Source organism: Nocardioides ferulae (assembly GCF_003660455.1).
GTDB classification, from domain to species: Bacteria; Actinomycetota; Actinomycetes; order Propionibacteriales; family Nocardioidaceae; genus Nocardioides; species Nocardioides ferulae.
The window spans coordinates 24,213-46,742 of the sequence record NZ_QZVR01000028.1 but is presented as its reverse complement, the minus strand read 5'-3'; the positions used below and the strand labels follow the sequence as shown (position 1 = coordinate 46,742).

25 protein-coding genes and 1 tRNA gene are annotated in these 22,530 nt (G+C 73.6%); 16 read left to right on the top strand and 10 right to left on the bottom strand.

Annotated features, from left to right (window positions below):
* The first annotated feature begins 49 nt into the window (after positions 1–49).
* The 4 genes from D6B71_RS20400 to D6B71_RS20390 all read left to right on the top strand — a co-directional run bounded on the left by D6B71_RS20400 (position 50) and on the right by D6B71_RS20390 (position 1,831).
* The gene (locus tag D6B71_RS20400; RefSeq protein ID WP_121258541.1) at positions 50–514 is read left to right on the top strand and encodes a peroxiredoxin; all 465 of its coding nucleotides are present in this window, start codon (positions 50–52) and stop codon (positions 512–514) included.
* Between the two features lie 230 nt (positions 515–744).
* Positions 745–816: transfer RNA gene (locus D6B71_RS20395), tRNA-Val, on the top strand.
* A 157-nt stretch (positions 817–973) separates the two neighbouring features.
* Entirely contained in the window at positions 974–1,123 is a 150-nt protein-coding gene (locus D6B71_RS22970) for a hypothetical protein (RefSeq protein WP_164519759.1), read from the top strand.
* Between the two features lie 9 nt (positions 1,124–1,132).
* Positions 1,133–1,831, top strand: coding sequence for a DNA alkylation repair protein (locus D6B71_RS20390; RefSeq protein WP_121258539.1), 699 nt, complete (start codon positions 1,133–1,135; stop codon positions 1,829–1,831).
* Positions 1,832–1,861: 30 nt separating this feature from the next.
* Here the strand turns inward: D6B71_RS20390 and D6B71_RS20385 are convergent, their stop codons facing one another.
* The 3 genes from D6B71_RS20385 to D6B71_RS20375 form a co-directional block, all read right to left on the bottom strand.
* Entirely contained in the window at positions 1,862–3,073 is a 1,212-nt protein-coding gene (locus D6B71_RS20385; protein WP_121258537.1) for a Dyp-type peroxidase, read from the bottom strand.
* Complete coding sequence (locus tag D6B71_RS20380; RefSeq protein WP_121258536.1) at positions 3,070–3,723, bottom strand: copper chaperone PCu(A)C; 654 nt, start codon at positions 3,721–3,723, stop codon at positions 3,070–3,072. The genes D6B71_RS20385 and D6B71_RS20380 overlap by 4 nt, the downstream gene beginning before the upstream one ends.
* Positions 3,724–3,844: 121 nt before the next feature.
* A complete protein-coding gene (locus D6B71_RS20375; RefSeq protein ID WP_126688333.1) occupies positions 3,845–4,516 on the bottom strand; it encodes a hypothetical protein in 672 nt (223 codons plus the stop codon).
* Between the two features lie 271 nt (positions 4,517–4,787).
* Between D6B71_RS20375 and D6B71_RS20370 the strand changes: the two genes are divergently transcribed.
* Positions 4,788–5,189 (top strand): hypothetical protein, encoded by a 402-nt coding sequence (locus D6B71_RS20370; RefSeq protein WP_121258532.1) that lies wholly within the window; start codon positions 4,788–4,790, stop codon positions 5,187–5,189.
* 36 nt (positions 5,190–5,225) lie between these two features.
* Positions 5,226–6,101 carry a serine/threonine-protein kinase gene (locus tag D6B71_RS20365; protein WP_121258530.1) on the top strand — a complete coding sequence of 292 codons (876 nt, stop codon included), beginning with the start codon at positions 5,226–5,228 and terminating at the stop codon, positions 6,099–6,101.
* Between the two features lie 10 nt (positions 6,102–6,111).
* On the opposite strand, the gene D6B71_RS20360 is transcribed toward D6B71_RS20365, so the two are convergent.
* From D6B71_RS20360 to D6B71_RS20340, 5 genes are all read right to left on the bottom strand, one after another.
* Positions 6,112–6,681: a hypothetical protein gene (locus tag D6B71_RS20360; RefSeq protein WP_126688332.1), complete on the bottom strand. Its 570-nt coding sequence runs from the start codon at positions 6,679–6,681 to the stop codon at positions 6,112–6,114.
* 71 nt (positions 6,682–6,752) lie between these two features.
* Positions 6,753–7,424, bottom strand: a complete 672-nt coding sequence (locus D6B71_RS20355) for a response regulator transcription factor (RefSeq protein WP_121258526.1) — start codon at positions 7,422–7,424, stop codon at positions 6,753–6,755.
* Complete coding sequence (locus D6B71_RS20350; protein ID WP_164519758.1) at positions 7,409–8,914, bottom strand: sensor histidine kinase; 1,506 nt, start codon at positions 8,912–8,914, stop codon at positions 7,409–7,411. The genes D6B71_RS20355 and D6B71_RS20350 overlap by 16 nt, the downstream gene beginning before the upstream one ends.
* On the bottom strand, positions 8,892–9,290 hold the full coding sequence (locus D6B71_RS23220; protein ID WP_206051879.1) for a hypothetical protein: 399 nt from the start codon (positions 9,288–9,290) through the stop codon (positions 8,892–8,894). Before D6B71_RS23220 ends, D6B71_RS20350 begins: the two co-directional genes overlap by 23 nt.
* Before the next feature lie 90 nt (positions 9,291–9,380).
* A complete protein-coding gene (locus D6B71_RS20340; protein WP_121258522.1) occupies positions 9,381–10,292 on the bottom strand; it encodes an SDR family oxidoreductase in 912 nt (303 codons plus the stop codon).
* A gap of 293 nt (positions 10,293–10,585) precedes the next feature.
* Here D6B71_RS20340 and D6B71_RS20335 point away from each other — a divergent pair, with 293 nt between their 5' ends.
* From D6B71_RS20335 to D6B71_RS20325, 3 genes are all read left to right on the top strand, one after another.
* Positions 10,586–12,118: an AMP-binding protein gene (locus D6B71_RS20335; RefSeq protein WP_121258520.1), complete on the top strand. Its 1,533-nt coding sequence runs from the start codon at positions 10,586–10,588 to the stop codon at positions 12,116–12,118.
* A gap of 86 nt (positions 12,119–12,204) precedes the next feature.
* A complete protein-coding gene (locus D6B71_RS20330; protein ID WP_121258518.1) occupies positions 12,205–13,344 on the top strand; it encodes an ABC transporter permease in 1,140 nt (379 codons plus the stop codon).
* Positions 13,341–14,081 carry an ABC transporter ATP-binding protein gene (locus D6B71_RS20325; protein WP_121258516.1) on the top strand — a complete coding sequence of 247 codons (741 nt, stop codon included), beginning with the start codon at positions 13,341–13,343 and terminating at the stop codon, positions 14,079–14,081. The genes D6B71_RS20330 and D6B71_RS20325 overlap by 4 nt, the downstream gene beginning before the upstream one ends.
* Here D6B71_RS20325 and D6B71_RS20320 read toward each other — a convergent pair.
* Positions 14,062–14,373: an antibiotic biosynthesis monooxygenase family protein gene (locus tag D6B71_RS20320; protein WP_121258514.1), complete on the bottom strand. Its 312-nt coding sequence runs from the start codon at positions 14,371–14,373 to the stop codon at positions 14,062–14,064. The two genes, D6B71_RS20325 and D6B71_RS20320, sit on opposite strands and share 20 nt — an antisense overlap.
* 75 nt (positions 14,374–14,448) lie before the next feature.
* Here D6B71_RS20320 and D6B71_RS20315 point away from each other — a divergent pair, with 75 nt between their 5' ends.
* From D6B71_RS20315 to D6B71_RS20295, 5 genes are all read left to right on the top strand, one after another.
* Positions 14,449–15,567, top strand: a complete 1,119-nt coding sequence (locus tag D6B71_RS20315; RefSeq protein ID WP_206051878.1) for a Nif3-like dinuclear metal center hexameric protein — start codon at positions 14,449–14,451, stop codon at positions 15,565–15,567.
* Positions 15,509–16,360 carry a zinc ribbon domain-containing protein gene (locus D6B71_RS23960; RefSeq protein WP_420846339.1) on the top strand — a complete coding sequence of 284 codons (852 nt, stop codon included), beginning with the start codon at positions 15,509–15,511 and terminating at the stop codon, positions 16,358–16,360. The genes D6B71_RS20315 and D6B71_RS23960 overlap by 59 nt, the downstream gene beginning before the upstream one ends.
* An 82-nt stretch (positions 16,361–16,442) precedes the next feature.
* Positions 16,443–17,666, top strand: coding sequence for a bifunctional RNase H/acid phosphatase (locus tag D6B71_RS20305; protein ID WP_121258510.1), 1,224 nt, complete (start codon positions 16,443–16,445; stop codon positions 17,664–17,666).
* Positions 17,667–17,685: 19 nt separating this feature from the next.
* Positions 17,686–19,221: an acyl-CoA carboxylase subunit beta gene (locus tag D6B71_RS20300; RefSeq protein WP_206051877.1), complete on the top strand. Its 1,536-nt coding sequence runs from the start codon at positions 17,686–17,688 to the stop codon at positions 19,219–19,221.
* 32 nt (positions 19,222–19,253) lie between these two features.
* Positions 19,254–19,802 carry a GNAT family N-acetyltransferase gene (locus tag D6B71_RS20295; protein WP_206051876.1) on the top strand — a complete coding sequence of 183 codons (549 nt, stop codon included), beginning with the start codon at positions 19,254–19,256 and terminating at the stop codon, positions 19,800–19,802.
* Here D6B71_RS20295 and yaaA read toward each other — a convergent pair.
* Positions 19,789–20,568 (bottom strand): peroxide stress protein YaaA, encoded by a 780-nt coding sequence (gene yaaA, locus D6B71_RS20290; RefSeq protein WP_121258577.1) that lies wholly within the window; start codon positions 20,566–20,568, stop codon positions 19,789–19,791. The two genes, D6B71_RS20295 and yaaA, sit on opposite strands and share 14 nt — an antisense overlap.
* 65 nt (positions 20,569–20,633) lie before the next feature.
* On the opposite strand from yaaA, the gene D6B71_RS20285 reads away from it, so the two are divergent.
* Positions 20,634–22,082 carry an RNB domain-containing ribonuclease gene (locus D6B71_RS20285; protein WP_121258508.1) on the top strand — a complete coding sequence of 483 codons (1,449 nt, stop codon included), beginning with the start codon at positions 20,634–20,636 and terminating at the stop codon, positions 22,080–22,082.
* 62 nt (positions 22,083–22,144) lie between these two features.
* The gene (locus D6B71_RS20280; RefSeq protein WP_164519757.1) at positions 22,145–22,519 is read left to right on the top strand and encodes a nuclear transport factor 2 family protein; all 375 of its coding nucleotides are present in this window, start codon (positions 22,145–22,147) and stop codon (positions 22,517–22,519) included.
* Positions 22,520–22,530 lie beyond the last annotated feature (11 nt).

Below are 22,530 nucleotides of genomic sequence, written 5' to 3'. Positions count from 1 at the left end.
CAGGTGCGAGGATGACGGGCATGCAGCAGCCGCATCCCACCTCGGGCCGATGACCGGCCTCACGATCGGCGGCCCGGCGCCGGACTTCACGCTCCGCGACCAGTTCGGCCAGGACGTGACGCTGTCCGACTTCCGGGGGCGCAAGGCCGTCGCGATCCTCTTCTACCCCTACGCGTTCTCCGGGGTCTGCACCGGCGAGATGTCCGGTGTCCGCGACCGGCTAGCCGAGTTCATGACCTTCGACAGCGAGGTGCTGGCGATCTCCTGCGACCCGATGTTCTCGCTGCGGGCATTCGCCGACTCCGACGGCCTGAACTTCCCGCTGCTCTCCGACTTCTGGCCCCATGGCGAGGTCGCCCGCGCCTACGACGTCTTCGACGAGCGCACCGGGGCGGCCCGCCGCTCGTCGTACGTCGTCGACAAGCAGGGGCTGGTCCGGTGGGCGGTGCACAACGCCATGCCCGACGGGCGCGACCTCGACGAGCACCTGCGGCAGCTGACCGCGCTCGCCTGAGCCGAACCCGCCGACTGGTCTGGACCGGCATCGGCCAAATCCGCCGATCCGCTCCCGACCTCACCGGGCCCTGCCTAGGCTTGTCCATGTCGAGCCGCTGGTGACCCGAGACGCCAGCGGCTCGACCCATCTCCGCGGGCGCTCGTCCCGCGACCGCGCCTCGGTTGCGCGCCCGCCCGACGTGTCGCGTAGCCTGACCGCGCCTCCGACGAGCCACGCCGCCGGAGCCAGGGCGCATAGCTCAGCGGTAGAGCACTGGTCTTACAAACCAGCGGTCGGGGGTTCGATCCCCTCTGCGCCCACCGAGACCCCGTGTCGCTGGCATCACCCTCGTCACGGGGCCGAGTCCCTCGGGTTTCTCCTTCGCCTGCCGATGGTGGAGACGTGAAGACCTGGTGGCGTGAGACACCGTTGACCCACCAACCCGTGGCCCGATGCAGTGAGTGTCACAAGCTCATCGTGGACGTGCCCGAGGTCGGGTGGCTCGACCCCGACTTCGGAGACGCCTACGACATGTGCGAGGCGAACCCCTACGGCAACCACCTCCCGGGGCGGCCTGGCGGTGCAGCGGCAGGAACCCCGACCGAGGGCGTCCGCCGGTCGGCGTAGCGTCGGACCGTGGGTGGGGCGGACGACGGACTGGTGAGGCGGCTGCGCGCCGCCCTGGCCGAGCGGGCAGACCCCGCCCGGGGCGAGGCCCAGCAGCACTACATGAAGTCGGCGATGCCCTTCCTCGGGCTGGGCTCGCCGCAGCTCCGGGACGCCCTGCGGCCGGTCCTCGGACCGTGGCGGCCCCCTGACCGGCCGACGTGGGAGGCCACCGTGCTCCTCCTCTGGGAGGAGGCCACCCACCGCGAGGAGCGGTACGCCGCGATCAAGCTGGTGCGGCACCGGCAGGCCCGCGGGTGGCTCGACCCCGAGGCGCTGCCCCTGCTGCGGCACCTCGTCGTCACCGGCGCGTGGTGGGACCTGGTCGACGAGCTGGCCACGCATCCGATCGGCGACGTGCTCGCGGCGTACCGTCCCGAGGTCACGCCGGTCATGCTGGGCTGGGCCGACGACCGGGACCTGTGGACCCGGCGCGCCGCGGTGCTCTGCCAGGTCGGCGACAAGGCCGAGACCGACGCCGGGTTGCTGCGCGCCGTGGTCGAGGCCAATGCCGAGGACCCGACGTTCTGGCTGCGCAAGGCGATCGGCTGGGCGCTGCGCGACTATGCACGCACCGACCCCGACTGGGTGCGGGCCGAGGTCGATCGGCTCGGGGACAGGTTGTCCGGCCTCTCGCGGCGTGAGGCCCTCAAGCATCTCGGGGGCTGACGTGCTCCCCGGTCGGCGGGGTCGTGCGGCTCAGGTGAGGAGCGGCTCTCCGAGCCAGGAGCCCTTCTCGAAGCCGGGCAGGATGGCGAAGGCGGCCGATCCGATCGCGGTGGTCCACTCGTTGAGAGCGTCGAGCTCGTCGACGGTGCGCTGGACCCGCACGAACTGGTCGGTCAGGTCGGCCTGGAAGCTCTGGAACAGCAGCCCCGACTCGACCCGGAGACCCCCGTCGGTCCACTCCTCGACGGAGTAGTTCGCGCCCTTGCGGAAGATCCGCCGACCCTGGTTGCTCGCGGGGTGGGAACGACGGACGTGGGCGTCGCGCGCGACCACGAAGCGGCCGTCGGCCCGGGCGAGGAGGTCGACGTCGTCGGACTCCACGCCGCCGGTCAGCGGTGCCCCCGCGGCCAGGTCGCGGCCGGTCGAGCGCTCCTGCTCGTCGCGGGTCAGCTCGTCCCACGTGGCCAGGTCCATCCGGATCCGCCGCAACGCCAGCGTGGTTCCGCCGGCCCATGCTCCGCTGCGCACCCACACCGTCTGGTCGAACAGGTCGGTGCCCGGCTGCGGGTTGCGGGAGCCGTCGACCTGCCCGAACAGGTTGCGACCGGTGACCGGCCGCTGCTCGCCGTCGAGCCCGTTCCAGGATCCGTGCTGGCGCCAGCGCAGCCGCGCGAACGGCTCCGCGTCCGCGGTCAGGCGGCGTACGGCGTGACCGACGGTGGTGCCGTCACGTCCGCCCACCGAGACCAGCAGGTCGCCACCGGACCACCGCTCCTCGAGCCGGTCGTGGCGCATCGGTGGGATCTCGCCGAACCCGTCGAGCCCCGGCAGCAGACCGGCGCGCACCGGGCCGGGACCGACGCCCACCGTGACGGTGAGGTCGGCCCCGGCCGTGGCCAGCCACGGGGTGGTGTCGCCGGGCGCGCCGCGCCCCTGGGTGAGCGCCTCGATGTCGCCGGTCCACAGCCGCAGCAGCCGCGCCAACGCGTCCCGGTCGACGCCGGATCGCAGGTCCAGCGCGACCAGGGTCACCGCCTGGGGAGTCGGTGCCGCCACGCCCGGCTGGTGCACGCCGTACGGCGAGTGGCTGCGGCCGGCGGGGGAGGCGCCGGTGGCCGGGTCGGCCGGATGATCCTGCTCCTGCGACCAGGCGACGGCCCCGGCCGTCCCGGCGACGGCGGCGCCCGCCGCGGCGGAGCCGGCGTAGCCCAGCAGGGCCCGTCGGCCGACCCGGGCGGTCACGAGTCGCCGTGCCCGCTGTCGGACATCGACTCCTCGGAGGAGTCGTCGTGGCCGTGCTCCTCGGTCCCGGGCTCGTGGTAGTGGCCCTCCTCCTCGGTGAACTCCTTGACCGGCGCGGTGAGCGTCTGCTCGGAGCCGTCGGAGAACTCGAGGGTCAGCTCCACCTCGTCGCCGGGGGCGAGCGGGTCGGTGAGGCCCATCAGCATCACGTGGTAGCCGCCCGGCTCGAGCACCTTGCCCCGGCCCGCGGTGATGGTGATGCCGCCGTCGACCTGCTGCATGACCATGTCGCCGTCGACCATGGCCATCTCGTGCAGTTCGACCATGCCGGAGACGGGGGAGGCGGCGCCGACCAGGTCGACGTCGTCCTCGCCATCGTTCTCGAGCACCATGAACGCGCCGGTCATCGACGGGTCCTCGCTGCCCTCGGTGGCCCGGACCCAGGCGTCCTGGACCACGATGCCTCCGGTCTCGGCGGCCGTGGTCTCGGGGGTGGCGTCGCCGTCGTCGTCGCCGCAGGCGGCCAGGGTGAGGGCCAGGGCGAGCGCCGGCAGCAGTCGGGCCGCTCGGCGGACTCGGCGGCCGGTGCCGCGAGCGCGCACGGGGCCGGCCGCAGGGGGGTGGCTGTGGTGGGTGTGGTCGATGGACATGGGTCTCCTCGGGTCTCTGGGTGGGGGACGCCGCCGCCGGCCCGGCCGGGGGCCGCGACGGGGCGTGCGTCCGGCACCGTCCCCGGGGGATCGGGGCGGCGCAGGGGGCGGTGGGCTGTGGTCAGCCCGCGAGGAGAGCCGGAGGACCGCGCCGGACGACCACGCGGCAGGGCCGCCGGTGCAGGGGGGTCACTGCCGCCGGGGCCACCGCCAGCGGCGGCCGGACGAGCCGGCGCGGTGCCACCGGTGCGCTCGACCAGGCGGCGAACGCCCGGGTGAGGATGCCGCGCACCCGGGTGCGCGCTGCGGCGAGGTGGATCAGGTGCCACAGCGCCCGTTCGCCCAGGGCGAGCCACAGCGCCAGCGCTACGGCTCCCGCGACGTGGGCCGCCAGCATGAGCGGCGGCTGGGCCGTGGTGTGCTCGACCAGGTGGTGCGCCCAGCTGGTGAGCGACCCGGAGAGGTCGGCCGGCGGGCCGGTGGCAACGGCATGCCCGGCCTCCCACTGGTCGACGAGGGAGCCGACCCGGTGACCGTCGGCGTCGGTGGTGGCCGCGATCGCGTGGACGTCGGGGCGGGCCGTGCCGGCGGCTGCGGGCGCAGCGGCAGGGTCACCGCGGTGGCCGGCCAGCCCGGACAGCGCCAGGTGCACCAGCGTCTGGCCGGAGACGACCAGCACCGTCACCCGCAGCGCGGAGGCCGCGCGGTGCAGGAAGCGAGCCCCCGCCAGCGTGGCCACGCCGAACAGCGCCAGCATCGCCATCGCCCCGGGCAGTCGACCGCCGGCAGCCACGTGTGACACCGCTCCGGTCGTGAGCACGGCGCAACCGAGCACGGCCGCGCGCCCCCACACGAACAGGGGCGTCGGTCGGTCGGGCCAGCTCGCGCTGCGGACGATCGTGGGCTCCAGAGGTGGGCGGGACGGGCGACACCAGGGTAAGGGTCGATGAGAGGCCTCTCATCCGCGGCTCATGGACCGTTCACGGGAGGGCGGCACTGTCGTCGTCGTAGGGGACGCCGGGGCCACGGCCCCACCACCCGGAGACGAAACGGAGAGGCACACCATGAGCACCCTGAACACGAAGGTGATCACCACCGGCACGCTCGGTCTGGCCGGGCTGGTCGCCACCGGCCTGATCGCGTTCACCGCGCCGAGCGCGCTGGCCGAGGAGGGGCCCGACCGCTCCGACGTCGTGCTCAAGCGCGACGACGACACCGCCGATGTCGTCACCACCGTCGACGACGATGACGACGACGACACCGGCAACACCAACACCAACACGGGCACCGGCGACAGCCGTTCGCGCGCCGACAACACCAACAGCCGGGTCACCGCGGTCAGCCGCGACCGGGACCGCAGCCGCGGAGACCTGACCAAGGACTTCACCCGCGACGGCGGCGACCGCACCCGGGACTGGTCGAAGAACTCGACCAACGACAAGTCCCGCAACGACACCCGGCGCTGACCCGCGACCCGAGACGACCGAGGCGAGGACGCAGCGATGAGCGAGAACAGCTGGCACTTCCGCGAGGGCGACCAGATCACCGCCGACCTCACCGCCGTGAAGGTCCTGGGCGGTGGCTCGTCGTACGAGGCGGTGCTCGCCTTCGACGAGATCACCTACCTGCCGGTGGTGGTGAAGGTGCTCCGCCCCGGCCTCGTCGACGACCCCGCGAGCCTGCGCGGGCTGCGCCGCGAGGTCGAGGCGCTCGCCACGGTTAACCACCCGGTCGTCGTCCGGGGCCTGCGGCACCGGCTGGACGGTGAGCGGCCGCACGTGGTGCTGGAGCAGATCGACGGCCCTCGGCTCTCGACCCTGCTCCGGCGCCACGGCCCGCTCCAGGAGCAGCAGTACCTCCCGCTGGCGATCGAGGTGGCCGCGGCGCTGCACTACCTGCGGCAGGTGGGATGGGTGCACCTGGACATCAAGCCCAGCAACGTGATCATGGCCGCACCGGCCCGGCTGATCGACCTCTCGGTCGCGCGGCCGCTCGCGGCTGCCGAGGCGCTCACGTCACCGATCGGCACCGATGCCTACCTCTCCCCGGAGCAGTGCCTGCCGCCGGAGACCGGGGTGCCCGGGCACGCCAGCGACGTGTGGGGCCTCGCGGCGACGCTCTTCGAGGCGGTGGCCGGCTACCGGCCCTTCGACGAGGGCGACCTGGACTCCGACGACGTGCGTCGTCGCTATCCGCAGCTGGTCGAGGAGCCCTACGAGCTGCCGGACCGGGTGCCGGCCGAGGTGGCGAAGATCGTCGTCGCAGGGCTCGACAAGGTCCCGGGCAACCGGCCGCTGCCGGCCGAGTTCGCCGAGGCCCTCGAGCCGGTGCTGGCCCGCCAGCCGCGTGCGCGGCTGGGTGGCTTCAAGGTGCGGTGACGCACCCGGATCAGGAGGCCGTCACCCAGTCGGTGAACGTCTTGGTGTCCGGCACCCAGTCACGGTAGGCGTCCACGCCGGGGCTGTAGGTGACCCGCAACGCGACCCGCACCTTGCCGGGCTCGCCCAGGCAGGTGCGTGGAATCGAGAACAGGGCCACCTGGTCGGGGCCGGCGCTGAGCCTGGCCTCCCACCGCGCGCAGGCGTCCTTGCCGGCCGTTCGCCAGCCGCGTACCCGTTGGACGGGCTCGTAGCCGGCGTCGGGGATCATCGAGGCGGCGTACCAGACGCCGCGGCGGTCGCCGGGCCGGTCCAGCCACAGGTTGAACCGGTCGCCGTAGTCCACCTCCCCGGCGCGCACCCGCACCACGATGCGGCCCTTCGACGCGGCGTCGGGGTTGGCGCGGTGGTTGACCAGGATCCGGCTGACGTCGGCGGCGGACTCGGACTCGTTGTCGTCGGCGACGACGATCTTCTCGGCCGAGGCGAGGCCGGCCGAGGCGAGCAGCAGCGCGGAGGTGGCGGCCGTGAGTGCCGCGGCCCGGCGCGCTGCGCGGACGGGACGACGGATGGTGCTCATGGTCGCCACGGTAGGCCGATCCGGCCGTGGACGACAGGTCTGGTGGCCCTCGGGACCGGTGGGCGGCGGATTCAGGGAGTGAACCGGTAGCCCATCCCGCGGACGGTGGTGATCGCCGAGGCCCCGAACTTCTTGCGGAGGTAGCCGACGTAGACGTCGACCACGTTCGAACCGGGGTCGAAGTCGAAGCCCCACACCTGGTCGAGCAGCTGCTCCCGGGAGAGCACCTGGCCCGGGTTGAGCATGAACATCTCGGCCAGCGCGAACTCGCGGGCCGACAGGTCGACCTCGCGGCCGGCCACCCTGGCCCGACGGGTGCGCAGGTCGAGGTGGATCGCGCCGGCGTCCAGCGCGTCGGGGGTGCCGGCGGCCGTCTCGGCCTGCCCGTGGCGCAGGCGCAGCCGGATGCGGGCCTGGAGCTCGGCGAACCGGAACGGCTTGGGCATGTAGTCGTCGGCGCCACCCTCGAGCGCGGACACGGTGTCGGTGACCGAGTCGCGGGCGGTGAGCACGATGACCGGCACTCGGGAGCCCTGCGATCGCAGCTGGTCGAGCACCTCGAACCCGTCGAGCGTGGGCAGCCCGATGTCGAGCACCACCAGGTCGTGGTCGCCGCTCAGCGCGGCGTCCAGGCCCCGCTGCCCGTCGGCCTCGACGGTGACGAGGTGGCCGTCGGCGCGCAGCCCCTTGGCGACGAACGAGGCGATGCGCGCCTCGTCCTCGACGATCAGGATGCGGGCCACGATTCCTCCTCGTGCGGCGGCGGACGCCGGTCCGGAGCGGGCAGGGTGAGCACGAACCTGGCGCCGTGCGGCTCGGCGTCCTCGATGGTGACGCTACCGCCGTGGGCCACCGCGATCGCGCGGACGATCGACAGGCCGAGGCCGAAGCCTTCGTCGGTGGGGCGCACCTGGCTGCGGCCGAAACGTTCGAAGACGTGGTCGCGGTCCGCCGGGGGGACGCCCGCTCCGGTGTCTCGGACCCACAACCGCACGGAGCCGGCGTCGGACGCCGACCCCACGGCCACGACGGAGCCGGGATCGGTGTGCTTGACGGCGTTGTCGGCGAGCTGGAGCAGCGCCTGGGTGATCCGCTGCTCGTCCATCTTGGCGACGATCTCGGCGGTGCCGTCGAGCCGCCAGTCGCGGTCGCCCAGGCCGCGGGCCTTGGCCAGCACGCCCTTGGTGAGCTCGCCGACGTCGACCGGCGCGGGCGTCACGAAGTCGGGCCGGTCGCTCTTGGCCAGCAGGATCAGGTCGCCGACCAGCCGCGACATGCGGTCGACCTCGTCGAGCAGCAGCGCCTTGGTCTCGGCGACCTCGGCGGGGCTGCCGGTGTCGAGCAGTTCGAGATGGCCGCGCAGCACGGTGAGGGGGGTCTTCAGCTCGTGGCCGGCGTCGTCGAGGAACTGCCGTTGGCCCAGGAACGAGGCCTCCATCCGGTCGAGCATCCGGTTGACGGTGCGGGTCAGCGCGGTGATGTCGTCGTTGCCGCGCACCGGGATGCGCCGGGTCAGGTCGGCGTCGGTGAGCTCGTCGGTCGTCTCACGGAGCACGCGCAACGGCGCCAACAGCCGACCCGAGAGCCAGCTGGCCACCGCGGCCACCAGCAGCAGCGACAGCGCGGCGACGATCGCGTAGGTGCGCATCGTGTCGCGGAGCTCTCCACGAGTGGCGTCGAGGTAGGTGGCGACCACGAGGGCGCCCTGGGTGGTGCCGTCGTCGGCGGACTGCACGGTGATCAGCACCTCGCCGTCCGGGCCGGTCAGCGTGGTCGAGCCGTTCTCGCCGACCAGCGGGGCGACGGCGGCGGCGAACTCCGGGCTCGCGGCCAGGGGGTCGCTGGGCGAGCGGAGCTTCGCCGCCCCGTCCCACCAGGCGACCAGCAGCTCGTCGTCGTCGGGCACGTTGCGGCTGAGGAAGAGCCGCAGGGCGCCGGGGACCGAGCCGGGCAGCGACGCCGGGTCGGGGTCGTCGCGGGTGTCGGCGACGCCGTCCGGGCCCGCGGGGTCGCTGAGCACCCGGAACTCGGCGAGCTCCTGGTCGACCGCGCGGGTGACCGCCTCCTCGATGCGCTGGGCCTCGATCGCATAGACCACCAGCCCGGCGAGCGCGAGCGTGACGGCCACCACCAGGGCTACCGCCGCGGTGATCCGGGTGCGCACGGAGACGCCCGACCGGATGGGCCGGGCGTCGTCGTGGAGGGCGCGCTCAGTCGTCGTCGTCCCCGTCATCGCGGTCGTCGTCCCGGTCGTCGTCGTCCCCATCGTCTCCGTCGTCCCCGTCGCGGCCGTCGTCGTCACGGTGATCGTCGATGTCGTCGGGGCTGGGGGTCACGTCCTCGATGCCGTCGCCCCGGTCGTCCGTGCCGTCGTCTCCGTGGTCGTCGTCGGACCGCTGCGCCGTCGGGGAGGGCGTCTTCGAGGGCCGGGGGGTGGGGGAGCCGGTCGCCGTGCCCGACGGCCCGGGCGAGGTGGAGACCCGGTCGATCTGGATGGTGTCGCGGGGAGCCGGGTCGTCGGCGGCGGAGGCCAGCAACGACCCCACCACGAAGCCGCCGAGCGGCAGCACCAGTGCCAGGGCCAGCAGGGACTTCCACAGGTTGCTCATGACGACGACGATCCTGCCGCATCGTGGCGGGAGCGTGAGATGCGGATGAGAGCCCTCTCATCTGCGCCGTCGCGGGCAGAGGGGGCAGGGTCAGACGGTGACCGGCTGACCGCCGGTGACCGCAAGCACCTCCCCGGTGATGTAGCTGGCCTCGGCGGAGGCCAGGAACACGAAGGCGGTGGCCACCTCGGCGGGCTGGCCGACCCGCCCCATCGGGGTCTGCTCGCCGAACGACTCGACCTTCTCCTCGGGCATGGTGGCCGGGATGAGGGGTGTCCAGATCGGTCCCGGTGCCACCGAGTTCACCCGGATGCCGTCCTCGGCGACCATCTGGGCCAAGCCGCGGGTGAAGTTCGCGATGCCGGCCTTGGTCGCCGCGTAGTCGAGCAGCGGAGGCGAGGGGGAGGAGGCCTGCACCGAGGAGGTGTTGATGATGCTCGCGCCCCGGCGCATGTGGGGCAGGGCCTTCTTGCACAGCCAGAACATCGCGTAGAGGTTGGTCCTCATCACCCGGTCGAACTGCTCGGTGGTGATGTCGGCGATGCCGCCCGGCTGCGCCATCTGGTAGGCCGCGTTGTTGACCAGGATGTCGATGCGGCCGAACTCCTCGACGGTGCGGTCGACCAGCTCCTGGCAGAAGTCCTCCGAGGTGAGGTCGCCCGGCACGAGGACGGCGCGGCGGCCGGCGTCTCGGACCAGCGCGGCGGTGCGCTCGCCGTCCTCCTGCTCGCTCTCGAGATAGGTCAGCACCACGTCGGCACCCTCGCGGGCGTAGGCCAGCGCGACCGCGCGACCGATGCCGGAGTCGCCGCCGGTGATCAGCGCGACCCGGTCGGCCAGCTTGCCGGTGCCGACGTAGGAGTCCTCGCCGTGGTCGGGCTCCTCGTCCATCCGCGCGGTGACCGACCCTTCCTTCCCCGGCCGGGGCAGGTCCTCGCCCTCGGTGTCGGGCTGGGGGTGCTGGGCCTGCGGGTCGGTGGTCTCGGGGCGCTGGTCGGTCATGTCTCTCCTCGGAGTCGCGGTGCCGACCCGTCGATCGTTCACCGCGACACGGCGTGTTTGCGGGAATCTGTGACGGGTCGGCGGACCGGTCTCCCGGATGGTGGACGCCGAAACCCGGTGCCGCGGGCCGCCGGGCGCAGGCCGCCTACCGCTCGGCGCGCATCGGCGGCGGTTCGCCGACCCGAGTGGCCGGAGCCGGTCGCGAGCGGTCGAGCCGGCCGGCGAGGCTCACTACAGTGGCGCGAGTCACACACCTGCCGTCCCGGCTGCGGGGAAGCTCACCAGGAGGCCCGATGTTCGTCCCGTTCAGCATCTCCGACTTCATCGACCGTGCGGTCGCGGTCTATCCCGACCGCACCGGCGTCGTCGACGAGCCCCAGCAGCCGGCGCCGTCGCTGGGCACCCTGACGTACGCCGAGATCGCGGCGCTGGCCCGTCGGCAGGCGGCGAAGCTCGACGAGCTCGGGATCGGGGTGGGTGACCGGGTCGCGATCGTGAGCCACAACAGCGCCCGGCTGCTGACGGCGTTCTTCGGGGTGGCCGGGTCGGGCCGGGTGCTGGTGCCGGTGAACTTCCGGCTCAGCCCCGAGGAGGTCCGCTACATCGTGGGCCACTCGGGCGCCCGGATGCTGCTGGTCGACCCCGAGGTCGCCGACCACCTCGCCGGCGTCGAGGCGGAGTTCAAGCACGTGCTCGGCGACGACGACGCGATCTACGCCGCCGAGGGTGTCGAGCCGCGGCCCTGGGAGCCCGACGAGGCCGCGACCGCCTGCATCAACTACACCTCCGGCACGACCGCGCGCCCCAAGGGCGTGCAGATCACCCACCGCAACATCTGGGTCAACGCGGTGACCTTCGGCCTGCACGCCGGCGTCACCGACCGCGACGTCTACCTCCACACGCTGCCGATGTTCCACGCCAACGGCTGGGGGATGCCGTTCACGATGACCGGGCTGGGCGTGCCGCAGGTGGTGATCCGCAAGATCGACGGCGCCGAGATCCTCCGGCGCGTCGAGGAGCACGGCGTCACCGTGATGTGCGCGGCGCCAGCGGTGGTCAACACCGTGCTCGACGCGGCCCAGTCGTGGGAGGGCGAGATCCCCGGTCGCGACCGGGTGCGGATCATCGTGGCGGGGGCGCCGCCGCCGACCAAGACGATCGTGCGGGTCCAGGAGGAGCTCGGCTGGGAGTTCATCCAGATCTACGGCCTCACCGAGACCTCGCCGCTGCTCACCATCAACCGCACCCGCGCGGAGTGGGACGACCTCGCCGCCGAGGAGCGCGCCGCCAAGCTGGTGCGCGCCGGTGCCCCGGCGCTCGGCTGCCGGTTGAGCATCGACCCCAAGGGCGAGGTGCTGGCCCGCTCCAACGTGGTGCTCGAGGGCTACTGGGAGCAGCCGGAGGAGACCGAGCGCGCGCTGGAGGGCGGCTGGTTCCACACCGGCGACGGGGGCGAGATCGGCGACGACGGCTACCTGACGATCCAGGACCGCAAGAAGGACGTGATCATCACCGGCGGCGAGAACGTGTCCTCGATCGAGGTCGAGGACGCGCTGTTCTCCCACCCCGACGTCGCGGAGGTGGCGGTGATCGGGGTGCCCGACGAGAAGTGGGGCGAGACGATCAAGGCGCTGGTGGTGGTGGCCGAGGGCTCGACGGTCACCGAGGCCGACCTGATCCGGTGGTGCAAGGACCGCGTCGCCCACTACAAGGCGCCGACGTCGGTGGAGTTCCGCGAGCTGCTCGACCGCACCGCGACCGGGAAGCTGCAGAAGTTCAAGCTGCGGGCGCCCTACTGGGAGGGGCGCGAGCGGCAGGTGAACTGACCCGCGCCGGCCTTCACCCGGCCGGGTGAGGATCCCCACAGCCCTCCGGGTGGTTTTCCGACAGATTGTCGGCAAGAGTGTGGGGCGTGTTCCTGGCCTTGCGTGAGCTCAGCTTCGCGCGCGCCCGCTTCGCCCTCATGGGTGCGGTCGTCGCGCTGATCGCGATCTTGATGGTGCTGTTGTCCGGGCTCTCGGTGGGCCTGGTGAACGACGGCGTCTCCGGACTGAAGAAGGTGCCGGCGACCTCGTTCGCCTTCGCCGACGGAGTCGCGCACGACGCGGCCTTCTCCCGCAGCGTCGTCGACGTCGACGCGGTCGAGGCCTGGCGCGAGGTCGACGGCGTCCGGGACGCCGCGCCGTACGGCAACCTGCTGGTCAACGCCCGCAGCGACGCCGGCGTCGACATCGACCTGGCGCTCTTCGGTGTGGAGAGCGACTCGTTCATGGCGCCCGAGCCGACCGAGGGCGAGCCGCTCGGCGACGCGCCGACCGGCGTGGTCGTCAGCGAGACCGCCACCGACGAGGGCATCGAGATCGGCGACACCCTGACCCTGGCCCAGGTCGGCACCGAGCTGACCGTGGTCGGCGTGCTCGAGGGGCAGCACACCTTCGGCCACGTCGACGTCGCCTACGTGCCGCTGCGCACCTGGCAGGAGGTGAAGGTCGGTGCCTCGCCTGACGACGTCGCGGCCGGCGACCTGCCCGAGCGCACCTACCGGGAGGTGACCGCCGTCGCGGTCCGGGCCGCGGACTCCGCCGACCTGGCGGCCGCGGACCGCGCCGCCGGCACCGAGTCGCTCGCGCTCGAGGAGTCGTTCGGTGCCTCGCCGGGCTACACCGCCGAGACCTCGACCCTGCTGCTGATCCAGGTCTTCCTCTACGCGATCGGGGCCCTGGTCGTCGGTGCCTTCTTCACCGTCTGGACGATCCAGCGCAGCCACGAGCTGGCCGTGCTGCGGGCGATGGGGGCACCCACCGGCTACCTGCTGCGCGACAGCCTCGCCCAGTCGCTGGTGCTGCTGGTTCTCGCCACCGGCGTGGGGGTCGGCATCGGCGTCGGAGCGGGGGCGCTGATCGGGTCGACTCCGATGCCGTTCGCACTCGACACCGGAGCGATCACGCTCGCCGCGGTGCTCCTGGTGGTGCTCGGCCTGGCCGGCTCCGCCGTCGCCGCCCTCCGTGTCGCCCGCATCGACCCGCTGACCGCGCTGGGAGGCCACCGATGAGCAGCTCCGCCCCCGAGACCACGACCGGTGAGGCCGGCCTGCTGCTGGAGGGCGTGACCCTCCAGCTCGGCGACGGCGACGACACCGTCCGGGCGCTCGACGACGTCTCGCTGCGCGTGGAGCCCGGCGAGCTCGTCGCCGTGGTGGGCCCCTCCGGCTCGGGCAAGTCCAGCCTGCTCGCCGTCGCCGGCGGCCTCACCGTGCCCACCTCGGGCACGGTCCGCGTCGGCGGCCACGACCTGGTCGAGGCGAACCGGCGCACGCGCGCCCGCCTGCGGCGCGAGCTGATCGGCTTCGTGTTCCAGTCCGGCAACCTGCTGCCGGCGCTCACCGCCGCGGACCAGCTGCGGCTGCCGACCCGCTTCGCGCGCAGGTCGTCCTCGGCGAGCGAGCGCCCCGAACGCGACCCGCACGCGCTGCTGGCCGAGGTCGGCATGGACCACAAGGCCGACCGGCGGCCCCACCAGCTCTCCGGCGGGGAGCGTCAGCGGATCGGGATCGCCCGGGCGCTGGCGACCCATCCCCGGCTGCTGCTGGTCGACGAGCCGACCGCGGCCCTGGACCGGCAGCGCAGCCAGGAGGTGGTCGCGCTGCTGGTCCGCGAGACCCACGAGCACAAGGTGGCGACCGTCATGGTCACCCACGACCACGACGTGCTGCACCACTGCGACCGGGTCTGCGAGATGGTCGACGGCCGGCTGACCCCGGCTAGTCCGGCTACTCCTGGCCGGGCTTGACGTCGAGGACCACCTCGAACTCGAGCAGGTCGGCCCCGGTCGCCACCGGCTTGGCCCGCTCGCCGGCGTGGGCGGCCCGGGCGTCGCCGTCGCGCCAGGCGAGGAAGGACTCCTCGTCGGCCCACTGGGTGACCACGAAGTAGCGCTCCTCCCCCTGGGTGGGCCGCAGCAGCTGGAAGCCCAGGAAGCCGGGCGAGGCGTCGATCGTGTGGGCCCGGTGTGCGAAGCGCCGCTCGAGCTCCTCGTGGGCATCGGCCGGGACAGTGATGGCGTTGATCTTCACGACGGACATGGAGGGCAGCCTACGACCGGACGCACTCGGCACGTGGCCGTCCTCCACACCTGCAGGGGGTCCTAGCCTGTGGTCATGCCCACCTTGAAGGAGATCGTCGGCCTGCTCGACGCGTGGTACCCACCCCGCACCGCGGACGCCTGGGACGCGCCCGGGCTGGTCTGCGGCGACCCGCAGGCACCGGTGCGCAGGGTGATGTTCGCGGTCGACCCGACGATCGAGGTCGCCCGGGAGGCCGCCGAGTGGGGCGCCGACCTGCTCGTGGTCCACCACCCGCTGTTCCTCAAGCCCGTGCACGGGTTCCCCGCGACCACCCCCAAGGGGCGCACCCTCGCCACGCTCGTCGCCGCCGGCTGCGCGCTGCTCACCGCGCACACCAACGCCGACCACGCGGTCGAGGGGGTCTCCGACGCGATGGCCCGGGCCCTGGGCCTGACCGACGTCGCGCCGCTGGCGCCACACGCGTTCGACCAGCTCGACAAGCTCACCGTCTTCGTGCCCGCCGCCGACGCCGACCGGGTGCGGGCCGCGCTCGCGGACGCGGGCGCCGGCCGGCTCGGCGACTATGCGGCGGCCTCGTTCAGCGCCGCCGGGGAGGGGCGCTTCCGGCCCCTCGAGGGAGCCAACCCGGCGATCGGCGCGGTGGGCGAGCTCGAGGTCGTCGACGAGGTGCGTGTCGAGGTCGTGCTGTCCCGGCAGCGGCGCGCCGCCGTGGTCGAGGCCATGCTGGGCGTGCACCCCTACGAGGAGCCCGCCTACGACGTCGTCGAGCTCGCCCCCGCCGCTCCGCCGGCCACCGGCGCCGGCCGGATCGGCACGGTCGAGGAGCAGACCCTGCAGGCCTTCGCCGCCCGGGTCGCCGAGGCACTGCCCGCGACCGCCCACGGGGTGCGCGTCGCCGGCGACCCCGACCGGACCGTACGCCGGGTCGCGCTGTGCGGCGGATCCGGCGACTTCCTGCTCGACGACGTGCTGCGCACCGACGCCGACGTCTACGTCACCAGTGACCTGCGCCACCACCCGGCGGGCGAGTTCCTCGAGAAGGACGGCCCCGCGCTGGTCGACGTCGCGCACTGGGCCGCCGAGTGGACCTGGCTGCCACTGGTCCGGGCACGACTGGCCGGCGCGGTGGGCGATACGGTGGAGACCCGCGTCAGCACCCGGTGCACCGACCCGTGGACCTTCCGGGCCTGAACCGGCCCGGGCCTCCGCACCGTCCGGCACCATCCCAGAGGAGAACGCCCTGAAAGCCGACCCGACCGCCCAGCTCAAGCTGCTCGACCTGCAGGAGCTGGACGCCAAGGCAGACCAGCTGCGCCACCAGCGCACGCACCTTCCCGAGCTGGCCGAGATCGCCAAGCGCGAGCAGGAGCGGCGTGCGCTCGACGACCGGGCCCGTGACGCCCGCATCGTTGTCGGCGACCTCAGCGCCGAGCAGGCCAAGGTCGACGCCGACGTCGAGCAGGTGAAGGCCCGGCGCACCCGCGACCAGCAGCGGATGGACCAGGGACTGATCACCAACCCCAAGGACCTCGAACGGATGCAGCACGAGCTGGTCTCACTCGAGCGCCGGATCGGCTCGCTCGAGGACGACGAGCTCGAGGTCATGGCCCGCCTCGAGGACGCCCAGCGCGACCTCGACGACCTGGAGCGGCAGCTGGCCGAGGCCGACACCGCGCTCGCCGAGCTCGCCGCCGCACGCGACGAGAAGACCGCCGACATCGACGCCCGCCTGCTCGACGTCGAGGCCCAGCGCGGCCCGTCGGTCGAGGGGCTGCCCACCGACCTGCTCGCGCTCTACGACAAGCTGCGGGCGAGCAAGGGCGGCATCGGCGCCGCCGAGCTGCGGGCCCGCGAGTGTGGCGGCTGCCGTCTGGGTCTGGACGCCGCCGAGATCAGCCGCATCCGGTCCGCGCCCGCCGACGACGTGATCCGGTGCGAGGAGTGCTCGCGGATCCTGGTGCGCACCCCCGAGTCCGGCCTGTGAGCGAAGCGCGAGGCCGCTGCGGCCGTGAGTCGGCCGCGGGTCGTGAGGGTGCGGCCGAGCTGCGAGTGAACGGATCGATGCTGTGAGCGAAGCGCGCCGGTACCGCTCGGTCGTGATCGAGGCCGACGGCGGCTCGCGCGGCAACCCCGGCCCCGCGGCGTACGGCGCCCTGCTGCGCGATGCCGACACCGGTGAGGTGATCGCCGAGGAGGGCACCACGATCGGGCGGGCGACCAACAACGTCGCCGAGTACTCCGGTCTGATCGCCGGGCTCAGGCTGGCCGAGCGGTTCGCGCCCGAGGCCGACATCGAGGTCCGGATGGACTCCAAGCTCGTCGTGGAGCAGATGTCGGGCCGCTGGAAGATCAAGCACCCCGACATGCGCCCGCTGGCGACCGAGGCGAACCGGCTGGCGCCGTTCGGCACGACGTACACCTGGGTGCCGCGCGAGCGGAACAAGTACGCCGACCGGCTGGCCAACGAGGCTCTCGACGGCAAGCGCGACGGGGTCACCGTGCGCGCCGTGGTCGACGAGGACTCCCTGATCGAGGAGATCGAGAGCCCCGAGGCGGCCGCCCAGGGCGAGGAGCCGGCGTCGATCCAGAGCCAGTCCCGCGGATGGTCGGCGGGCACCGGTGCGCCCACCACGCTGGTCCTGGTGCGCCACGGTGTCACTGCCCACACCGCCGCCAAGCGCTTCTCCAGCGGCCTGGGTGGCGACAACCCTCCGCTGTCCGAGGACGGCCGGGCCCAGGTGCGCACCACCGCCGACTGGCTGGCTCCCATCGCCGGCCGCGTCGCGGCGGTGGTGGCCTCGCCGGTGCGGCGCACCCGCGAGTCGGCCGAGATCGTCGCCGACGTCCTCGATGTCCCGCTCACCGAGGAGCCCGGCTTCGCCGAGATGGAGTTCGGTCACTGGGACGGCCTGACCTTCTCCGAGGTCGCCGACCGCCACCACGACGAGCTCGACGCCTGGCTGGGCTCGCTCGACGCCGCCCCCGGCGGCGGCGGTGAGTCGTTCCGCCAGGTCGAGCGGCGGGTGCTCGCCGGGCTCGAGCGGGTGCTGGACCGCCACGCCGGCGAGACCGTGGTCGTGGTCAGCCACGTCACCCCGATCAAGACGCTGGTCGCCCACGCCGTCGACGCGCCGCTCGACGCGGTGTTCCGCATGGAGCTGACCCCCGCGTCGGTGACCGTGCTGTCGTTCTACCCGCCCGACCAGGAGGGGGCGGCGCCGCGCGCGTCGATGCGGATGTTCAACGCGCTGCCGCCGGGGCGCGATGCGTTCGCCGGCGCCGGCTGGTAGCAGCCCTACACTCCGGGCCATGTCGATCCGCCCCGAGTTGCTGGAGGTGCTCGCACGCCGGGCGCTGACCGAGGACGCCGCCCGCCCCGAGGCGGTGGCCCGGCTGCACGCGAAGGGCGGTCGCACCGCCCGGGAGAACCTCGCCGCGCTCGTGGACCCCGGCAGCTTCGTGGAGTACGGCAGGTTCGTGACCGCCGCCCAGGAGGACCGGCGCGACACCGACGACCTGCTCGACCGGACCGTCGCCGACGGCATCGTGGGCGGCCTGGCCACGATCGGGGGCCGGGCCTGCGCGGTGCTGTCCTACGACTATCTGGTGATGGCCGGCACCCAGGGCATGCGCGGGCACCGCAAGACCGATCGGCTGCTCGACGTCGTGGAGCGGCTGGCGCTGCCCACGGTGTTCTTCGCCGCCGGTGGCGGTGGCCGGCCCGGTGACACCGACATCCCGCTGGTCTCCGCGCTCGACGTCACCACGTTCGCGGCCTGGGCCCGGCTCGCGGGGCGGGTGCCGCGGATCGCGGTCGTCGACGGCTACTGCTTCGCCGGCAACGCGGTGATCGCGGGCTGCGCGGACCTGGTGGTGGCCACCGAGCGCGCCTCGCTCGGCATGGGCGGGCCGGCGATGATCGCCGGCGGCGGGTTGGGCGACGTCGCCGCGCCCGACGTCGGTCCGTTGGGGGTGATGACCGCCAACGGCGTCGTGGACCTCGCCGTGGAGGACGAGGACTGCGTGCCGGCCGCGCGTCGTCTGCTGGGCTACTTCCTCGGTCCGGTCGACGACTGGGCCGTCCCCGACCAGGCGCCGCTGCGGGAGGCGGTCCCCGAGGGCGAGCGCACGGCGTACGACCCGGTGCCGGTGGTGGAGACGCTCTGCGACGAGGACTCCGTGACCGTGCTGCGCCCGGAGTTCGCGCCCGAGCTGGTCACCGCGCTGGGCCGTCTGGAGGGGCGCACGGTCGGGGTGATCGCGAACGACACCCGGCACATGGCCGGTGCGATCACCGCCGGTGCCGGCGACAAGGCGGCGCGCTTCCTGCAGCTGTGCGACGCCCACGGCTTCCCGGTGGTGTCGCTGGTCGACACCCCCGGCATGATGGTGGGGCCGGACGCCGAGCGCACCGGCATGGTGCGCCACACCGCGCGGCTGCTCGTCGCCGGCGCGCAGCTGACGGTGCCGCTGGTGGGGGTGGTGCTCCGCCGCGGCTACGGGCTCGGCGCCCAGGCGATGCTCGGCGGCAGTACCCACGAGCCGCTGATGACGCTGGCCTGGCCGGGCGCCCACCTCGGTGCGATGGGGCTCGAGGGCGCGGTGCGTCTCTCGATGCGGGCCGAGCTCGAGGCGATCGAGGACGACGAGGAGCGGGAGCGACAGGTGCGCGAGCTCACGGCCTTCGCCCAGGCGCAGTCGTCCGCGCTCAACGTGGCCCGCTACTTCGAGATCGACGACGTCATCGACCCGGCCGAGACCCGCTCCGTCGTGGCCCGGGTGCTGGCCGCGGCGGAGCGAGAGGGGCGGTTGCGGGGGAGCGGGCGGTCGGTCGACACCTGGTAGCCGGACCGACGGGCCGTGGGAGTCTGTCCGTCGTGAACGTCCCCGCTCTTCGCCCGGCCACCGAGGAGGACCTGGAACGCCTCGTCGAGGTGGAGGTCGAGGCCGGGCGGCTGTTCCACAGCGTCGGCATGTCGGAGATGGCCGGCGACGTGCCGGACCGCCGCGAGCTGCTCGAGGCGATCCACGGCGAGCGGGTGTGGGTGGCGCAGGTCGGCGCGCAGGTCGCGGGCTACGTCATCGCCGAGGTGATCGACCAGAACGCGCACGTGGCCCAGGTGTCGGTGGCCACCGAGTTCGCCGGTCGACGCATCGGGCAGGCCCTGATCGAGCTCGTGGAGGCCTGGGGTCGCGCCGCAGGCCGCCCAGCCACGACGCTCACGACCTTCCGGGACATCCCGTGGAACGGGCCCTACTACCGCCGGCTCGGCTACCGCGAGCTCGCCGACGAGGAGATCGGGTCGGAGCTGGCCCGGACGATCGCGGACGAGGCCGGGCTGCCCGGCGTGGACGGCTCCCTGCGCTGCGCGATGATCAAGCCCAACAGCACGGAGACCGTCCTGAGCCCGGTCAGAGGGCGGTGACCACCACGTCGAGCTGGGTGCCCTTCGGGGTGGCGGTGCCGACCTCGACCAGCCAGCCCAGGTCGCGCAGGGCGTCGGCGAGGGCTGCCGGAGTGCGCGGGGCCCGGCCGTCCTCGAGCAGGGCCCGCACGATGCGGCCCTTCGTGGCCTTGTTGAAGTGGCTGACCACCTTGCGCCTGCCGTCGTGCCAGTGCAGCACCCGGACCGTCGCCACCCGCGGTGCGAGCTCGGCCGGCGGCCGCCAGAACGCGGCGTACGCCGTGGAGCGCAGGTCGACCAGCAGCCCGCCGCCGAGCGCGTCGGTGACCGCCGGTCCGAGGTGTTCGCGCCACACGCCGGCCACCGGGCCGCCGGCGGGCAGCGCCGTGCCGCCGGAGAGGCGGTAGGCGGGGATCCGGTCGGCGGGCCGGACCAGGCCGAACAGGGCGCTGGCCACGGCGACCCGGGAGCCGGCCCGGCGCTTGGCCGCGGGCGAGAGGGTGGCGACGTCGAGGGCGTCGTACAGCACACCGGTGTAGACGCGGTCCGCGCGTGCGGTGGGGGCGGTGCGCAGGTCGGCGTTGCGGGCGACCAGGTCGAGCTGGGTGCGGCCCAGGTCGAGGACCTCCGCGGCCTTCTCGGCGTCGTCGCGGCACAGCGCGGTCAACTCGTCGAGGAGCGCCTCACGGGCCTCGGTCAGGGTGGGGAAGCTCAGGCCGGCGAGATCGAGGGGCGCGCCGCGGCGGGGCTCGGCCTTCCCCTCGCTGGGCGGCAGCAGGATCAGCACGAGGGTCAAGCCTAGGGAGCACCTCGTGCACGTTCGCCTTGACCCCGCCTCGTTAGGGTCGGGTCATGCCGAGCAGTCGTGTGGTCCGTCTCCGCAGCGTCGACGACGGCGTCGCCGCCCACGCCCTGCGCGAGGGTGTCACCCGGATCCGCAGCGAACTGGGGGTGACCCCCGACTTCCCACCCGACGTCGAGGCGGCGGCCGCAGCGGCGGCAGCGGCACCGCGCGTCCCGACGCTGGACCGCACCGAGCTGCCGTTCGTGACCATCGACCCGCCCGGTGCTCGCGACCTCGACCAGGCGCTGCACCTGGAGCGGCGGGGCAGCGGCTACGTGCTGCACTACGCGATCGCCGACGTCGCCGCGTTCCTCACCGCCGGCGACCCGGTCGACCTGGAGGCGAACCGGCGCGGGGAGACGCTCTACGGGGCCGACTCGAAGGTGCCGCTGCACCCGAAGCCGATCTCCGAGGACGCCGCCTCGCTGCTGCCGGGCGTGGACCGGCCGGCGGTGCTGTGGACCATCGAGACCGACGCCGACGGCAGCCGCACCGACGTCCGCGTGGAGCGGGCCATGGTGCGTTCGCGGGCCCAGCTCGACTACGAGGCCGCGCAGCGCGCCATCGACGGCGGCCATGCGGAGGAGTCGCTGATGCTGCTCGCCGAGCTCGGCCGGCTGCGGCTGGCACGGGAGGCCGAGCGCGGCGGGGTGTCGCTGCCGCTGCCCGAGCAGGAGATCGAGGCCTCGGGCGACCGCTGGCGGCTGCGCTTCCGCGAGCTGCTGCCGGTGGAGGAGTGGAACGCGCAGATGTCGCTGCTCACCGGGTTCGCGGCGGCCTCGCTGATGGTCTACGCCCGCGTCGGGCTGCTGCGCACGCTGCCCACCCCCGACCCGCGCGACGTCCAGCGACTGCACCGCACGGCTCGCGCCCTCGGCCTGGACTGGCCGGCCGAGCTGCTCTATCCCGACTTCATCCGCTCGCTGGACCCTTCGCGGGCCGAGCACGCGGCGATGCTGGTGGCCAGCACTCGGTTGCTGCGCGGCAGCGGGTACGCCGCGTTCGACGGCGAGATGCCGGCCGAGCCGCAGCACGCCGCGCTGGCCTCCGAGTACGCCCACGTCACGGCGCCGCTGCGCCGGCTCGGAGACCGGTACGCCGCCGAGGTCTGTCTGGCGCTGTGTGCCGGTGGGGAGGTGCCCGAGTGGGTGCGTGCGGCGCTGCCCGGACTGCCGGCCACCCTCGCCGAGTCGGGCCGGCGCGCCAACGCCTACGAGAACGCGATCGTCGACCTGGTCGAGGCGGGTGTCCTGCGGGACCGGATCGGTGACACCTTCGACGCGGTCGTCGTCGACGTCAACGACAAGGACCCCCGCCGCGGCACCGTGACCGTCTCGGAGCCGGCCATCGAGGCCCGGGTCTCGGGCGAGCGGGAGCTGCCGCTGGGCACCGACGTGCGAGTGCGGCTGGCGGTGGCCGATGTGGAGTCGCGGAAGGTGGAGTTCACGCTGGCGTGAGGATGCGCTCGGGGTGTGCCGGGGTCCATCCTGGGTGCAGCCGCTACCGACGGGAGTCACGCATGAGCCAGGACCTCGCTGCGCGGTTCGTCGACGCGATCGCCTCACACGACCGGGCTGCGCTCGCAGCCCTGCTCGCCCCCGACGTCGACTTCCGTGGGCTCACGCCCGGACGGTCGTGGGAGGCCAGCGACCCCGCCCAGGTCGTCGGTGTCCTTCTCGACCACTGGTTCGAGGACACCGACCGGATCGAGGAGGTGACCAGCGTCGAGCACGGGGAGGACGTCGCCGACGTCGCTCGCGTCGCCTACCGGTTCCAGCTGCTCAATGACGCCGGGCCACAGGTGGCGGAGCAGCAGGCCTACTACCGGGTGGCCGACGGACGGCTGTCGTACCTGCGCATCATGTGCTCGGGGTTCCGGCCGCGGCCGAAATAGCGCTTCGGGTG

Coding starts and splice junctions, on each gene's coding strand:
- D6B71_RS20400 (WP_121258541.1), top strand. CDS start 50: ATGACCGGCCTCACGATCGGCGGCCCGGCGCCGGACTTCACGCTCCGC.
- D6B71_RS20380 (WP_121258536.1), bottom strand. CDS start 3,723: ATGTCCATCGACCACACCCACCACAGCCACCCCCCTGCGGCCGGCCCC.
- D6B71_RS20370 (WP_121258532.1), top strand. CDS start 4,788: ATGAGCACCCTGAACACGAAGGTGATCACCACCGGCACGCTCGGTCTG.
- D6B71_RS20365 (WP_121258530.1), top strand. CDS start 5,226: ATGAGCGAGAACAGCTGGCACTTCCGCGAGGGCGACCAGATCACCGCC.
- D6B71_RS20360 (WP_126688332.1), bottom strand. CDS start 6,681: ATGAGCACCATCCGTCGTCCCGTCCGCGCAGCGCGCCGGGCCGCGGCA.
- D6B71_RS20350 (WP_164519758.1), bottom strand. CDS start 8,914: ATGACGGGGACGACGACGACTGAGCGCGCCCTCCACGACGACGCCCGG.
- D6B71_RS23220 (WP_206051879.1), bottom strand. CDS start 9,290: ATGAGCAACCTGTGGAAGTCCCTGCTGGCCCTGGCACTGGTGCTGCCG.
- D6B71_RS20340 (WP_121258522.1), bottom strand. CDS start 10,292: ATGACCGACCAGCGCCCCGAGACCACCGACCCGCAGGCCCAGCACCCC.
- D6B71_RS20335 (WP_121258520.1), top strand. CDS start 10,586: ATGTTCGTCCCGTTCAGCATCTCCGACTTCATCGACCGTGCGGTCGCG.
- D6B71_RS20325 (WP_121258516.1), top strand. CDS start 13,341: ATGAGCAGCTCCGCCCCCGAGACCACGACCGGTGAGGCCGGCCTGCTG.
- D6B71_RS20320 (WP_121258514.1), bottom strand. CDS start 14,373: ATGTCCGTCGTGAAGATCAACGCCATCACTGTCCCGGCCGATGCCCAC.
- D6B71_RS20315 (WP_206051878.1), top strand. CDS start 14,449: ATGCCCACCTTGAAGGAGATCGTCGGCCTGCTCGACGCGTGGTACCCA.
- D6B71_RS20300 (WP_206051877.1), top strand. CDS start 17,686: ATGTCGATCCGCCCCGAGTTGCTGGAGGTGCTCGCACGCCGGGCGCTG.
- D6B71_RS20285 (WP_121258508.1), top strand. CDS start 20,634: ATGCCGAGCAGTCGTGTGGTCCGTCTCCGCAGCGTCGACGACGGCGTC.
- D6B71_RS20280 (WP_164519757.1), top strand. CDS start 22,145: ATGAGCCAGGACCTCGCTGCGCGGTTCGTCGACGCGATCGCCTCACAC.